This is a genomic window from Mesorhizobium sp. LHD-90, from assembly GCF_030929505.1.
Lineage (GTDB): Bacteria > Pseudomonadota > Alphaproteobacteria > Rhizobiales > Rhizobiaceae > Kumtagia.
This window is the reverse complement of the sequence record NZ_JAVFVV010000012.1, coordinates 84,529-98,511: the sequence shown is the minus strand read 5'-3', so window position 1 is coordinate 98,511 and position 13,983 is coordinate 84,529. Positions and strand designations below refer to the sequence as shown.

The following is a 13,983-nucleotide window of genomic DNA, read 5'->3' as shown; positions in this document are numbered from 1 at the left end:
CAACTTTGCCGGCGGCGATTTGCCTTTTGATTACCGTGTTTTTTGGCCGCTTGTTCATGTGCCTTCGGCATAGTCCCGCCCCGGCGAGAGGGTGTCATGGCGGGCAGGTATCTGGTTCTCGGCGCGGCTGTGCTGCCGGCGCTGTCGGCGGCGGCAATGGACGCGCCCAAATACGATCTGAAGCTTGAGAAGGCGGCGATGGACGTCATCGCTGCTAGGATCGGCGACATCCGCCCCGGTTTTGAGTACGGTCAGCAGCCGGCCTTCATGATACCGCCGGAACAGCGCAGCCGGGAGGATCGCGCCGCATCATGGCGGATACTCACTTCGGATTCCGGGCCGCAGGCGGCGCCGTCAGGATCGATCCCGGTCCCTTCCGGCGACCCGAAGCCGGCAACTGACGAGCGCCAGGCGGGTCCGTCGGGCAACGCAGCCCGCGTCATAGAATATTAAAGCATGTCGCGCCTTATCTGCTCCATTCTGCCGGTGACGGTTAGGGCCAAATCCTTCGGGCCTCGTCTTGTCCGGGCCACCAGCCCGACCTGCGACGAAGCCCTCGACCTTGGCCCAAACCGTCACCGGCAGAATGGAGCAGATAAGACGCGACATGCTTTAGCGCCGGCACCGCGAAAGAGGGGATGGAAAACTCGCCGCCGCGAAAAAAAATCTTGCCGACACCGTTTTCGCCTTTGCCAACCCATTGAAATTGCTCGGAGGCGGTTCTTCGATACCGACGATCCTCCGAAAAAAGCGGCGTGAGTGATCCCCACCCCTTCAGGCGCCCGCATAATGCGCTCATCGCTCTCGCGGGAACCTGGTGCGCACCGGGTATCAGGGAGGGCGTCGGCGCCGGGGTGGCCGCGTAACGGTGCGCGGCTTGGCGAGAGCTTTGAGACCCGGGCCCCAGATCGCGACGACACGCTCCGGAACGAGTGAGCGGTATCAGCGGTCGGGCAAGAACGCCGGCGGGGCGCAGGGTTCGCGCCACGTTTCTAACTTTGTGAGGCTCGGCCCTGCGCCCCGCTTCCCACCTCCCGGAAGGGAGATTTCCACTCAATGGCCAGGGCGGATTTCCGCAGCGTGGCAAGGATCGATGCTGTGCCGTCGCCAACCGGTCCGCTTGCCTTCGTCGACAGCATTCGCCAAGGAGACGGGATGATGGCGGAAACGACGACGGACAGAAGAATGCGGCTGGACGAACTTCTCGTCCGGCGCGGGTTTTTCGCCAGCCGTTCGCGTGCTCGCGACGCGGTCGAGCGGGCGACGGTGAAGGTCCAAGGCGTGGTGGCGACGAAGCCGGGTGCCGCCGTCGATGTCTCGGCCGGGATCGAGGTCGACGATCCCGCCCGCGCCTACGTCTCCCGCGCGGCGCTGAAACTTGTCGCGGGCCTCGACCATTTTGGCCTCGACCCGGCCGGCGCGACGGCGCTGGATATTGGCGCTTCCACCGGCGGCTTCACCCAGGTCTTGCTGGAGCGCGGGGCAGCGCGGGTCTTTGCGATCGATGTTGGCCACGGCCAACTCGATCCCGCGCTCGCCGCCGATCCCCGCGTGAGCGTTCGCGAAGGGTTGAATGCGCGCGCGCTGACCGTCGCTGATCTCGAAGGATCGACGCCGGATTTCATCGTCTCCGACGTGAGCTTCATTTCACTGAAGCTTGCTTTGCCGCCGGCGCTTTCGCTGGCTGCGCCGGGTGCGAAAGGACTTTTCCTGGTCAAGCCGCAATTCGAGGCGGGACGCGACGCGATCGGCAAGGGCGGCATCCTCAGGAATCCCGAAGATGGGCCATTGGTGGCGAATACAGTTGCAAAATGGCTGGATGGCATGCCGGGATGGCGGGTGCTCAGCCTTCACGATTCTCCGATAGCCGGAGGTGACGGCAACCGCGAATTCCTGCTTGGCGGGATCAAGGACCGACCATGACGAACCTTGTCATCGACCGCCTCGGCGGGCAGGGGGACGGCGTGGCCGACACCGCGCAAGGGCCGGTCTACGTGCCGTTCGCGCTGCCGGGCGAGCGCGTCAACGCGGCTGTCGAGGGTGGAAAGGCAACGCTGATGGCCTTGCTGGAGGCCTCGCCGAACCGGGTCGAGCCGGCCTGCCGGTATTTCACGGAGTGCGGCGGCTGCGCGATCCAGCATCTGGCGGAAAAGCCATATCGCGCCTGGAAACATGACAAGGTGGCCCAGGCGCTCGCCTCCCGTGGAATCGAGCAAGCGGTTTCCGACCTCGTTCCGGGGCAGCCGAGGTCACGGCGCCGCGCCGTCTTCTCGGCCAGACGCACCGAGAACGGCGCTGTGCTCGGCTACAACCGGGCATCTTCGCACACGATCATCGATATCGCCGAATGCCCGGTCGTGCTGCCGGAGATCGAGGCCGCGCTGGGGATGCTGCGCGCGCTGGCTTCGCTCGTCGGCAACAACCGCGACGCCTTCCATGTCATGGCGACGCACACCGCGTCGGGGCTCGACATCGCGATCGACGGCGCCGGGCCGCTCTCCGAGGCGACACGGCGGCTCGCCTCGAATTTTGTGATCCGCGAAAAGCTTGCGCGTTTGTCGGTCGATGGCGAGATCGTCATCGAGCCCAGGAAGCCGGTGGTTCAATTCGGCATGGCGACCGTCGCCACGCCGCCCGGCGGCTTTCTGCAGGCGGTGGAGGCTGCCGAGGAGGCGATGGCCGGCATGGCGGCCGCTCATCTGAAGCGTGCGAAGAAGGTCGCCGACCTCTTCGCCGGAGCCGGGGCTTTCGCGCTGCGGCTGGCTAAGACAGCCGATGTCCACGCGGTCGAGGGCGATGCCGCGGCGCTTGCGGCGCTGGATCGCGGTTTCCGCTCGACGCCCGGTCTGCGCCGGGTGACGGTGGAGAAGCGCGACCTGTTCCGCCGCCCGCTGACCTTTAAGGAACTGAATGCCTTCGACGGCGTGTTGTTCGACCCGCCGCGTGCCGGGGCGGAGGACCAGTCGAAGCAGATAGCCCGGTCCGACGTGCCTTACGTCGTCGCAGTTTCGTGCAATCCGGCGACGCTCGCCCGCGACCTGTGCATCCTGATCGACGGCGGCTATGCGCTGAAGAGCGTCACGCCGGTCGATCAGTTCTTGTGGTCCCCGCACGTCGAGGCGGTTGCCCTGCTGGAAAAGCCGAGACGGCGGCGATAGGCTTGAAAGTGGCGCTGTTTGATCGCATATTGAGCGCGACGGTATCAATTTGCGTAAGGAACATGTCATGAGCAGCGTGGCATTGGAAACCTATACGGCCCGCTTCGGCGCGGAAAATACGCCTTTCCTGTCGGCGCGAAACGTTGCCGAGCGCCTTGGCGTGACGTTGACCGAGCTGGCGGGCATGATCGGCGTCGCCCGCAACACGCTGGTCGCCAAGACCGGCGCGCGAAAAGTCGATTCGGCGCTGAGCCCGGTCGTGCGCATCCTGGCGATGGCGAGCGAGATGGCGGGTGGCGAGGACCGCGCCGCGATCTGGTTCAAGCACCAGCCGATCCCCGGCTGGGCAGGCAAGACGGCTTACGACCTTGTCTCGGAGGGCAAGGCGGACAAGGTCCTCGCCTATCTGGAGGCTGTGCGTTCCGGCGTCTATGCCTGAACTACAGCCGCCCGGCCTGACGCTGTGGCGCGCCTTCGTTCCACGCTGGTCCTATCTGCCTTTATCGGGGGAGGGCGCGGCTCGGTTCGGCGGCCGTTGGAATCCGGTAGGAGCGCCGACGATCTACGCGGCACGCGAACTTTCGACCGCCTGGGCGGAATACAATCAGGGTTTTGTCCAGCATCCAGCGCTTATCGCCCGGTTCGAACTGACCGGCGCGAAACTGGCCGACCTTACCGATCCTGCGGAAATGGCGCGGCTCGGCCTATCGGCCGACATCCATCGCTGCGAATGGCATGCGATCATGGATGCAGGCGCGGTTCCGGAAACCCATGTCTTGCGCGAGCGATTTTTGGATGAGGGCATGGACGGCGTGATCTATCCGTCCTTCATGTCGCCGGGCGGTACCTGCGTTGCACTGTGGCGGTGGAACACCGGCGTCGCGCCGAGGCTGGAAATCATCGATCCGGAAGGGCGGCTGCCGAAATCGCCGGCGTCGTGGATATGACTGTCCAGTAGCGCCGTGCCCACACACCCTTACAAGCACGGTGGGCTATCGATTGTCGCCACATATGCGCCCTTATGCGTTCCGCTCCAGCTTGCGGTACTTTTTGATGAGCCGCTCGCGCTTCAGCGGCGACAGCCGCTGAAGCCAGAAGACGCCGTCGAGTTGGTCGATCTCGTGCTGATGGCAGACGGCGCGCAATCCATCGGCGTCCTCGACTTGCGCGTTGCCGTCGGTGTCCTGGTAGGCGACGCGGACCGCCCGATACCGCTCGATCTCCTCGGTGACACCGGGCATGGAAACGCTCCCCTCGACCTGCCGGATGGTGTCCGCCGACACCCAGGTGATGACCGGGTTGACATAGGTGCGCGGCGCTTCCCCGGTCGTGAGTTGAAGAACCACCACGCGTTTCGAAACGCCGATGTGAGGTGCCGTGATCCCGATCCCGGGCGCTGCCCGCATCGTTTCGAGAAGGTCGTTGGCGAGATTCCTGAGATCGCTGTCGAAGAACTCGACGGCTTCGGCCACGAGCCTCAGCCGAGCGTCGGGGAATCGGACAATGGGACGGACCGACATGCGCTGCTCAGCTTCTTCTCGATTGCCAGCGACCGGGCAAATCAACCGACCGGATTAGGGATTCTCGAATGCCATGAAGCGCACGATGCGCCAGACGCCATCCGCTTCCTTGCGAAAGACATCGAGCCCAGACTCGGTCGAGGTCTCGTCGCCCGGCGAGATCGTCAGTGTCCATTGCAGCCGCACGACAGCGAGGTCGCCCTCGACGATCACTTCCTTGACGTCGGCGGCATAGCGGAACTTGCGCGCCGGATCGTGCATGACCTTGGAGATGAGCTTACAGCGTGTCTCGTAGCCGGCTTCGCCCTGGCCCTGGATATCGGAAACCAGATCCTTGGAGAACAGCCCGCAGGCGGCGTCGGCGCGGCCTGCGCTAAAATCCTCCGCCCAGTTGTGCAGACGCATACGGATTTCGGCCGCGTCATCGGCCAGGGCGGGTGCGACGAAAGACGCAAGAAGGCACAAGCCGCCGGCGAGTGCGTGACATTTCATGGTGGAGCCCCAAGCCGACACTCACCCTACGGGAGGTCATGCCGGCGAAGCTACCACAGGAGGCGTGGCTGCTAAACCCGCGTCCCGCCGACGGTCATCTGGTTCATGCGCAGATGCGGCTGGCCGACGCCGACCGGCACACCCTGGCCGGCCTTGCCGCACATGCCGATGCCGGTGTCGAGCTTCATGTCGTTGCCGACCATGGAGACGCGATGCATGGCGTCCGGCCCGTTGCCGATCAGCATGGCGCCCTTGATCGGCTGCGTCACCTTGCCGTCCTCGATCATGTAGGCCTCGGTGCAGCCGAACACGAATTTTCCTGACGTGATGTCGACCTGGCCGCCGCCGAAGGAGACGGCGTAGACGCCGTTCTTCACCGAGGCGATGATTTCTTCCGGCGTATGGTCGCCGGCGGTCATGTAGGTGTTGGTCATGCGCGGCATCGGCTGGTGGGCATAGCCCTCGCGCCTGCCGTTGCCGGTGGCGTCCATGCCCATCAGCCGGGCGTTCTGCCGGTCCTGCATGTAGCCGACGAGTTTTCCGTCCTCGATCAGCACGGTGCGGTTGGTCGGTGTGCCCTCGTCGTCGACGGTGAGCGAGCCGCGCCGCTCGGAAATCGTGCCGTCATCGACGACGGTGACCCCCTTTGCGGCCACCTGCTGGCCCAGCAGCCCGGCGAAAGCCGAGGTCTTCTTGCGGTTGAAGTCGCCTTCCAGCCCGTGCCCGACTGCCTCGTGCAGCATGACCCCCGGCCAGCCGGAAGACAGCACGATGTCGAAGGTTCCCGCCGGCGCCGGGATGGCTTCGAGATTGACCAGCGCCTGGCGCAGCGCCTCCTTGGCGGCGTATTTCCAGCTGTCCTCGACCAGGAACTCGCCAAAACCTTTTCGCCCGCCCATGCCGTAGGAGCCGGATTCCTGGCGGTCGCCTTCGCCGGCGACGACCGAGATGTTCATGCGCACCAGCGGCCTGATATCGCGCACCATCTGTCCGTCGGCGCGCACGATCTCGACCTGCTGCCACGACGACACCAGCGACGCCGTCACCTGCCGCACGCGCGGGTCTTCGGCGCGCAGCCAGGCGTCGATCTCCTGCAAGAGGTTTGCCTTGCCTTCGAAGGAGGGCGACCCGGTCGGGTTCTCTTCGCCATAGAGGTGGCGGTTGGTGCGCGGCGGCGCCTCGGCCAGCGTGCCGGAATAGCCGCCCTTCACCGCCGAGACGGCATCGGAGGCACGCAGAAGGGCTGCGTGCGAAAGCTCGCTCGAATGCGCATAGCCGGTCGCCTCGCCCGCCACCGCGCGCAGGCCGAACCCTTGCCCGGTGTTGAAATTGGCGGTCTTCAGCCGGCCATTGTCGAACATCAGCGCTTCGCTCTCGCTGTATTCGAGGAAAAGCTCGCCGTCGTCGGCGCCGCGGATGGTGTCGGCGACGATCTCCTTCAGGCGGCTCTCGGGGATGTCGAATTTTTGGGTCAGCGGCGTAGGCATTCTGAGGTCTCGCTTTGCGAAGGGATTGATCTAGTCTCTCCGAGCGCCACTTTCCAGCACAAGCGCGGATATGGGCCGCGGTTCGATCACGATCGAGGAGGCGGTATGATGGTTACTGTGCGCTATATGGTCAGCGATGTCGAAGCAGCGGCCGCCTTCTACACGCGGCATCTGGGCTTTACCGTGAAGCAGCAATTCGGTCCTACGATAGCGATCCTGACGCGCGACGGCCTTACGCTCTGGCTCGCCGGTCCGACCGCCTCCGCCGCAAGACCGATGCCGGATGGCCGCACGCCGGAGCCGGGTGGCTGGAACCGCTTCGTGCTGCAAGTCGAGGATCTTCCGCGCTTCAGCGCCGCCTTGCGCGAGCAGGGCGTGCGGTTCCGCAACGACATCGTCGAAGGGCCGGGCGGCAAGCAGATTCTCTGCGAAGACCCTTCGGGCAATGTCGTAGAACTGTTCGAACCGAAGTAGACCGCCTACCGGCTCAGGGAGCCTGCTACCGCAGGCTCCCCCACCTCAATAATCGATGACGCCGTCCAGCGCATAATGCTTGACCGTCTTGCGGTTGGCGATCAGCTCCTCGACCGTCGGTTCGCCCTTCATGGCGCGGGCGATGGCCAGTTTCGTGGCTTCGTAGTTGGTGCGGTAGAGATCCTTGCGGTCGAGGTTCTCATCCTCGGCGCAGCGCGGATCGAGCCAGACCGTGATGATCATGCACAGATCGTCCACCTGGTCGCGGGGGAAGATGTCTTCGGCGAGGCAATCGACGATGGCGTCGCCCATCGCGGCCTGCACCACGCCGCCGAGCAGTTCGGCATAGGCCATGCTCTTGATGGTGACCTTGGTGGTCATCATGGTCGGCGGCTTGACTGCCTGGTTGAGGTCGCGCACCACGAACATGCGCGTGTGGCCCTTGACCTGTCCCATCATCGAGGCAAGGGCCTGGCCGACGGGACCCCGTATCGAGCCGATGACGACTTCCGGCATGGCGTCGGTGGCCTGGCCTTCCGCCGCCAATACGGTCGCTTCGCCAGTACGCAGCCAGATGTCGCTCATGAATTTCCTCTCGATTGCACGGTTATGGTTCGTTGTGCCGCCGGTCAGGAACCAACGGCCGATGGGCGGGCGGAAAACCGGTCCGGCGGGTCCCGGATGCTCAGGGCAGCGCGGCAAAACCCTCGCCGAATCCCGACAGGTCGACCGGGATGCCGATGCCTTCCTCGGGAGTCTGGAAGACGATGAAAGTCGCCGACTTGCCGGTTTTCAGCGTGTCGAGCAACGGCTTCTCCAGAATGACCTCGGCGTAGCAGCCGTCGCCGAAACAGCGCACGAAGTAGGCGCGGCCGATGTCCTTGCCGTCGACATTGAGCCCGAGACCGTTGGGCAGAAGCACGCCGAGCGGGGCCAGCACGCGCAGGATCTCGGCCTTGCCGTCGGCAGTGCGCAGCACCACCACGGACAGGCCCATTTCCGGCCGGTCCTCGGCGATCACGTTCTGCATCATCACGCATTGCTCGGCGGTGGCGCCCGCCGGCGTGTCGCAGATGATCGACCAGGCGCCGTGCGTTTCCTTGACCTTGCCGGGCTGCTGCGCGCCGGCGGGCAGGGCGCAGAACAGCGTCGCGGCCGAAAAAAGAGTGGCAAGGGCTGTCGAAAGGCCGGGTCTCATGGAGGCTCCGTTGCGAATCAAGGCGCTTTCCGCCGCAATGATGGCAACTATAGGACAAGTGCAAGGCCCGGCCAGCCGGCAACGCCGATTTGTGCCGATTTCAACATTCCTCGCCCCCGCCGATCGCGCGCAAAAATGCCGCACACCGTCCCGCCCTCCTTTCTTGCGGTCGAAGACAGAGTATGGTTTGAACCAGCAAAACCGACGCTCGGGATTCCGTTCCGGCGTCGTAGCCATATCGGTGCGCCACGGGCATCGAAGGGAGTGCAGAGGGTGATGAAGAGAATCCTGACCGGCGCCGGCGCTTCGGCATTCATCCTTGGATCGGCGGTGGCCGCTTTCGCGGACCAGCCCCACCCGTGGCAATGGCGTTTTCAGGAAGCGGCAACCCCGATCATGGAACAGATCGAGTGGTTCGAGGTCTATACTCTGTGGTTCATCATCCCGATCACGCTGCTCGTTCTGGTGCTGCTCGCCTATTGCATCATCAAGTTCCGGGCGAGCGCCAACCCTGTCCCGTCGCGCACCAGCCACAACACCCTGATCGAGGTGATCTGGACCGTCGGTCCGGTGGTCATCCTGCTGGCGCTTGCCGTTCCGTCGTTCCAGTTGCTCACCGCCCAGTACAATCCCCCGGAAGAGGCCAAGATCACCCTCAAGGCGACGGGCAACCAGTGGAACTGGGATTACGAATATCAGGTCGAGGAGCCGTTGTCCTTCAACTCGGCGATCCTGCAGGAGGGCGATCGCGCCGCCGCCGGCAAGGAGGACAAGGCCAAGTATCCGCGCCTGCTCGCTGTCGACAATGAGGTTGTGGTGCCGGTCAAGACGACGGTGCGCGTGCTGGTGACCGCATCCGATGTCATTCATGCCTTCGCCATGCCGGCCTTCGGCATCAAGACCGACGCCGTGCCGGGCCGCATTAACGAGATCTGGTTCAATGCGGAGAAGGAGGGGCTCTATTACGGCCAGTGCTCCGAACTCTGCGGCAAGGACCACGCCTATATGCCGATCGCCATCCGCGTGGTGTCGGACGAACAATACAACACCTGGCTGACCGCAGCCCGCAGCGATCTCAACGGCGCCAATAAGGCGCTGATGATGGCCGTGGACGGCGCCCCGTCGGTTTCGGTCGCCGGCAACTGACGCAAGGCGCGGCAAGTACCAAGGATTAGGGAACGGAGCGGAACATGGCAGGCGCTGCAGCTCACGACGACCATCATGAACACAAGCCGCATGGCTGGGTGCGCTGGGTCTATTCGACCAACCACAAGGACATCGGGACACTCTACCTGATCTTCGCGATCATGGCCGGCATCGTCGGCGGCTTCCTGTCCGTGATGATGCGTTGGGAACTGGCCGAGCCGGGCATTCAGATCTTCACCGGTCTCGCCGAGATGGTCTATGGCGTCACCGGCGACGCGGCGGTCGACGGCGGCAAGAGCATGTACAATGCCTTCACCACTGCCCATGCGCTGATCATGATCTTCTTCATGGTCATGCCGGCCCTCATCGGCGGCTTCGCCAACTGGATGGTGCCGATCATGATCGGCGCGCCGGACATGGCGTTCCCGCGCATGAACAACATCTCGTTCTGGCTGCTGCCGCCCGCATTCATCCTGCTCCTCCTGTCGGCGTTCGTGCCGAGCGCGGCCGGCGCCTACGGCGTTGGTGGCGGCTGGACGATCTACCCGCCGCTCTCGACATCCGGTCAACCGGGTCCGGCCATGGACCTGGCGATCCTGTCGCTGCACATCGCCGGCGCATCGTCGATCCTCGGCGCCATCAACTTCATCACCACCATCTTCAACATGCGCGCACCGGGCATGACGCTGCATAAGATGCCGCTGTTCGCCTGGTCGGTGCTGATCACCGCCTTCCTGTTGCTTCTGTCGCTGCCTGTGCTGGCGGGCGGCATCACCATGCTGCTCACCGACCGCAATTTCGGTACCACCTTCTTCGACCCGGCCGGCGGCGGCGACCCGATCCTGTTCCAGCACCTGTTCTGGTTCTTCGGTCACCCGGAGGTCTACATCCTGATCCTGCCGGGCTTCGGCATCGTCAGCCACATCATCTCGACCTTCTCGAAGAAGCCGATCTTCGGCTATCTCGGCATGGCCTACGCCATGGTGGCGATCGGGGCGGTCGGCTTCGTGGTGTGGGCGCACCACATGTACACCACCGGCATCTCGCTCGACACGCAGCGCTACTTCGTGTTCGCCACGATGGTCATTGCCGTGCCGACGGGCGTGAAGATCTTCTCGTGGATCGCCACCATGTGGGGCGGCTCGATCTCCATGCGCACGCCGATGCTGTGGGCGATCGGCTTCATCTTCCTGTTCACGGTGGGTGGCGTCACCGGCGTGCAGCTCGCCAATGCCGGCCTCGACCGCTCGCTGCACGACACCTACTACGTGGTGGCGCACTTCCACTACGTGCTGTCGCTCGGCGCCGTGTTCGCCATCTTCGCGGGCTGGTACTACTGGTTCCCCAAGATGACCGGCTACATGTATTCGCCGCTGATTGCCCGCACCCATTTCTGGGTCACCTTCATCGGCGTGAACCTGATCTTCTTCCCGCAGCACTTCCTCGGGCTGGCGGGCATGCCGCGTCGCTACATCGACTATCCGGACGCTTTCGCCGGCTGGAACCTGGTGTCGTCCTACGGGTCCTACATTTCCTTCATCGGCGTCTTCATCTTCCTCTACGGGATCTTCGAGGCGTTCTCGAAGAAGCGCATCGCCGGCGCCAATCCATGGGGCGAGGGCGCGACCACGCTGGAATGGCAATTGTCGTCGCCGCCGCCCTATCACCAATGGTCGGAACTGCCTAAGGTCAAGTGACGGCCGCCTGAAAGACCGTGATCGCCGGTGACGTACCGGCGGTCGCAGCCAAACGGAAAAGACGTTCTACGCATGGCTTTCGTTGAAAAAACAGCTCTGGAGGACGGCGCGTCCGGCATGTCGGAAGCGACGGCCGGCGACTTCTTCGCGCTGCTCAAGCCGCGCGTGATGTCGCTGGTGGTCTTCACCGCCTTTGTCGGGTTGGTCGCCGCGCCTGTGGCCGTGAACCCGGTCATCGCGGTCACCGCGATCCTGTCGATCGCCATCGGCGCCGGCGCGTCGGGCGCGCTGAACATGTGGTACGACGCCGACATCGATGCGCTGATGAAGCGCACCGCCGGCCGCCCGGTGCCGGCCGGCCGGGTCAAGCCCGGCGAGGCGCTGGCTTTTGGTCTGGTGCTCTCGGTGCTGTCCGTCATGGCGCTCGGCGTGCTGGTCGACTGGCTGGCGGCGTCTCTGCTTGCCTTCACGATCTTCTTCTATGCCGTCGTCTACACCATGTGGCTGAAGCGCTGGACGCCGCAGAACATCGTCATCGGTGGCGCTGCCGGTGCCTTCCCGCCTATCATCGGCTGGGCCGCTGCGACCGGATCGGTGAGCCTCGAGCCGGTCATCCTCTTCCTCATAATCTTCCTTTGGACGCCGCCGCATTTCTGGGCGCTCGCTCTGTTCAAGGCGGACGAATATGGCCGCGCCGGCATCCCGATGATGCCCAACGTTGCCGGGGTAGCCTCGACGCGCCGCCAGATTTTTGCCTATTCGCTGATCGTGGCCGTGGTCGGCGTGCTGCCTTGGGCGCTCGGCTACGTCGGCGTCGCCTATGGCGCGGTCGCGGTGGCGCTCGGTGCGGGCTTCGTCTGGTATGCATGGCGAGTGCTGCGCATGGCCGACTCGGACCCTGTCATGCGCCCGGCCAAAATGCTCTTTGCCTATTCGCTCCTCTATCTGTTCGCGATCTTCGCCACTTACCTGGCCGACAAGGTCATCGTGCGAGCACTTGCGATGCCGGGAGTATGACCGAGATGCAAATCGAAACCGTCAAGCCGACCGAAGTCCAGATCAAGGCGCGCCGCAGCCGTTCCATCGCGATCGCGCTTGCGCTCGTGGCATTTGTCGTTGTCGTTTACGTCGTGAGCATAGTGCGCCTGGGACCGGCCGTCATCGATCGGAGTTTCTGAGGATGGCAGAGTCGCCGCCCATTCTCGATGCCGGAAAGCAGCGCTCGAACCGCATGGTTGCAGCGGTTTGCGTGGTATTCTTCGCGAGCATGGTGGGCGCCGCCTATGCCGCGGTGCCTTTCTACGCCATGTTCTGCCAGCTCACCGGTTATGGCGGCACAACCCAGCGGGTAACGCAGTATTCCGACCGCGTCCTCGATCGCCAGATCACCGTGCGCTTCGACGCCAACGTGTCTGGCGGCGTGCCCTGGGATTTTCAGCCGGCACAACGTGACGTCACCATGAAGATCGGCGAGACGACGCAGGTTGCCTACACGGCCAGGAACCTGTTCGACCGGCCGTCGGCGGGGCGCGCCACCTTCAACGTCACTCCGGAACTCGCCGGCGCCTACTTCAACAAGGTCGAATGCTTCTGTTTCACCGACACGACGCTCAAGGGCGGCGAGTCGATCACCATGCCGGTCGTCTTTTATGTCGATCCTGCGATCGACGACGTGCCGGAGCTGAAGAACATGAAGACGATCACCCTTTCCTACACCCTCTTCCCGGTCGAGCCGGCCCCCGCCAAGGCGGTGGACGCGACCGGCAAGACCGGTGAAACTGCCGACGAAAATATCGGGGGCTGACATGGCAGACGCACACGCGAAACCGAACCACGACTACCACATCATCGATCCGAGCCCGTGGCCGTTCATCGGCTCTGTGGGAGCCCTGGTGACCGCGATCGGCGGCGTCGCCTGGATGCAGTACATGAAGGGCGGCAGCCTGCATCTGTTCGGCATCGAGTTCGCCAGCGCCCGCTACTTCATCTTCGCGATCGGCCTGCTGGTGATCCTCTACACCATGTACGCATGGTGGTCGGATACCATCAAGGAAGCGCATGAGGGGCATCACACCCGCGTGGTGTCGCTGCATCTGCGCTACGGCATGATCATGTTCATCGCCTCGGAGGTGATGTTCTTCGTGGCCTGGTTCTGGGCCTTCTTCGACGCCAGCCTGTTCCCCAACGAGGTGCATCAGGTGACGCGCGCCGAATTCACCGGCGGTGTTTGGCCGCCGAAGGGCATCGAGGTGCTCGATCCCTTCCACCTGCCGCTCTACAACACCATCATCCTGCTGCTGTCCGGCACGACGGTCACCTGGGCCCACCATGCCCTCCTGCACAACGACCGCAAGGGCCTCGTCAACGGCCTCGCGCTCACCGTGGCTCTCGGCGTGCTGTTCTCATTCGTGCAGGCATACGAATACATGCACGCGCCGTTCGGCTTCAGCGACTCGATCTATGGCGCTACCTTCTACATGGCGACCGGCTTCCACGGCTTCCATGTGCTGATCGGCACGATCTTCCTGCTCGTCTGCCTGCTGCGCGCGATGGGCGGCGACTTCACGCCGAAGCAGCATTTCGGCTTCGAGGCGGCCGCCTGGTACTGGCACTTCGTCGACGTGGTGTGGCTGTTCCTGTTCGCTTGCATCTATGTGTGGGCGTCCTCCGGCGCGACGATCGCGCAAGGGCACTGACGCGACGGCCATGGGAAAAGATGAAGGCGGTCATGGCGACATGACCGCCTTCATCGTTTTGGCGCAAAGCGATCCGAGAGGTGCCGGATGCCTTGCCGGAAAGTCGTTGCCTTGA

Annotated in this window: 17 protein-coding genes; 12 read left to right on the top strand and 5 right to left on the bottom strand. The window is 64.1% G+C overall.

Annotated elements, in window-relative coordinates:
* Positions 1-96: 96 nt before the first annotated feature.
* The 5 genes from RB623_RS18165 to RB623_RS18145 all read left to right on the top strand — a co-directional run bounded on the left by RB623_RS18165 (position 97) and on the right by RB623_RS18145 (position 4,105).
* Positions 97-453, top strand: coding sequence for a hypothetical protein (locus RB623_RS18165; protein ID WP_308058321.1), 357 nt, complete (start codon positions 97-99; stop codon positions 451-453).
* Between the two features lie 702 nt (positions 454-1,155).
* Positions 1,156-1,923: a TlyA family RNA methyltransferase gene (locus tag RB623_RS18160; protein WP_374121697.1), complete on the top strand. Its 768-nt coding sequence runs from the start codon at positions 1,156-1,158 to the stop codon at positions 1,921-1,923.
* Positions 1,920-3,158 (top strand): class I SAM-dependent RNA methyltransferase, encoded by a 1,239-nt coding sequence (locus tag RB623_RS18155; protein WP_308058320.1) that lies wholly within the window; start codon positions 1,920-1,922, stop codon positions 3,156-3,158. Before RB623_RS18160 ends, RB623_RS18155 begins: the two co-directional genes overlap by 4 nt.
* A gap of 67 nt (positions 3,159-3,225) precedes the next feature.
* Complete coding sequence (locus RB623_RS18150) at positions 3,226-3,597, top strand: MbcA/ParS/Xre antitoxin family protein (RefSeq protein WP_308058319.1); 372 nt, start codon at positions 3,226-3,228, stop codon at positions 3,595-3,597.
* Entirely contained in the window at positions 3,590-4,105 is a 516-nt protein-coding gene (locus RB623_RS18145; RefSeq protein WP_308058318.1) for an RES domain-containing protein, read from the top strand. The genes RB623_RS18150 and RB623_RS18145 overlap by 8 nt, the downstream gene beginning before the upstream one ends.
* Before the next feature lie 72 nt (positions 4,106-4,177).
* Here the strand turns inward: RB623_RS18145 and RB623_RS18140 are convergent, their stop codons facing one another.
* The 3 genes from RB623_RS18140 to tldD form a co-directional block, all read right to left on the bottom strand.
* A complete protein-coding gene (locus RB623_RS18140) occupies positions 4,178-4,678 on the bottom strand; it encodes a peptide deformylase (protein WP_308058317.1) in 501 nt (166 codons plus the stop codon).
* Between the two features lie 54 nt (positions 4,679-4,732).
* Positions 4,733-5,083, bottom strand: a complete 351-nt coding sequence (locus RB623_RS18135; protein WP_308058316.1) for a nuclear transport factor 2 family protein — start codon at positions 5,081-5,083, stop codon at positions 4,733-4,735.
* 158 nt (positions 5,084-5,241) lie between these two features.
* Complete coding sequence (gene tldD, locus RB623_RS18130; protein WP_308058315.1) at positions 5,242-6,657, bottom strand: metalloprotease TldD; 1,416 nt, start codon at positions 6,655-6,657, stop codon at positions 5,242-5,244.
* 108 nt (positions 6,658-6,765) lie between these two features.
* Between tldD and RB623_RS18125 the strand changes: the two genes are divergently transcribed.
* Positions 6,766-7,131, top strand: a complete 366-nt coding sequence (locus RB623_RS18125) for a VOC family protein (RefSeq protein ID WP_308058447.1) — start codon at positions 6,766-6,768, stop codon at positions 7,129-7,131.
* Between the two features lie 45 nt (positions 7,132-7,176).
* On the opposite strand, the gene fae is transcribed toward RB623_RS18125, so the two are convergent.
* Both fae and RB623_RS18115 read right to left on the bottom strand, forming a co-directional pair.
* Positions 7,177-7,716, bottom strand: coding sequence for a formaldehyde-activating enzyme (fae, locus tag RB623_RS18120; RefSeq protein WP_308058313.1), 540 nt, complete (start codon positions 7,714-7,716; stop codon positions 7,177-7,179).
* Positions 7,717-7,816: 100 nt separating this feature from the next.
* Complete coding sequence (locus tag RB623_RS18115) at positions 7,817-8,329, bottom strand: invasion associated locus B family protein (RefSeq protein WP_308058312.1); 513 nt, start codon at positions 8,327-8,329, stop codon at positions 7,817-7,819.
* Positions 8,330-8,605: 276 nt separating this feature from the next.
* On the opposite strand from RB623_RS18115, the gene coxB reads away from it, so the two are divergent.
* From coxB to RB623_RS18085, 6 genes are all read left to right on the top strand, one after another.
* Entirely contained in the window at positions 8,606-9,475 is an 870-nt protein-coding gene (gene coxB / locus RB623_RS18110; RefSeq protein WP_308058446.1) for a cytochrome c oxidase subunit II, read from the top strand.
* A 44-nt stretch (positions 9,476-9,519) separates the two neighbouring features.
* Entirely contained in the window at positions 9,520-11,172 is a 1,653-nt protein-coding gene (gene ctaD, locus RB623_RS18105; protein WP_308058311.1) for a cytochrome c oxidase subunit I, read from the top strand.
* A 72-nt stretch (positions 11,173-11,244) separates the two neighbouring features.
* Positions 11,245-12,189: a heme o synthase gene (locus RB623_RS18100; RefSeq protein ID WP_308058310.1), complete on the top strand. Its 945-nt coding sequence runs from the start codon at positions 11,245-11,247 to the stop codon at positions 12,187-12,189.
* 5 nt (positions 12,190-12,194) lie between these two features.
* Complete coding sequence (locus tag RB623_RS18095; protein WP_308058309.1) at positions 12,195-12,350, top strand: hypothetical protein; 156 nt, start codon at positions 12,195-12,197, stop codon at positions 12,348-12,350.
* 2 nt (positions 12,351-12,352) lie between these two features.
* Positions 12,353-12,976: a cytochrome c oxidase assembly protein gene (locus RB623_RS18090; RefSeq protein ID WP_308058308.1), complete on the top strand. Its 624-nt coding sequence runs from the start codon at positions 12,353-12,355 to the stop codon at positions 12,974-12,976.
* 1 nt (position 12,977) lies between these two features.
* Positions 12,978-13,868 carry a cytochrome c oxidase subunit 3 gene (locus tag RB623_RS18085; protein WP_308058307.1) on the top strand — a complete coding sequence of 297 codons (891 nt, stop codon included), beginning with the start codon at positions 12,978-12,980 and terminating at the stop codon, positions 13,866-13,868.
* Positions 13,869-13,983: the final 115 nt, after the last annotated feature.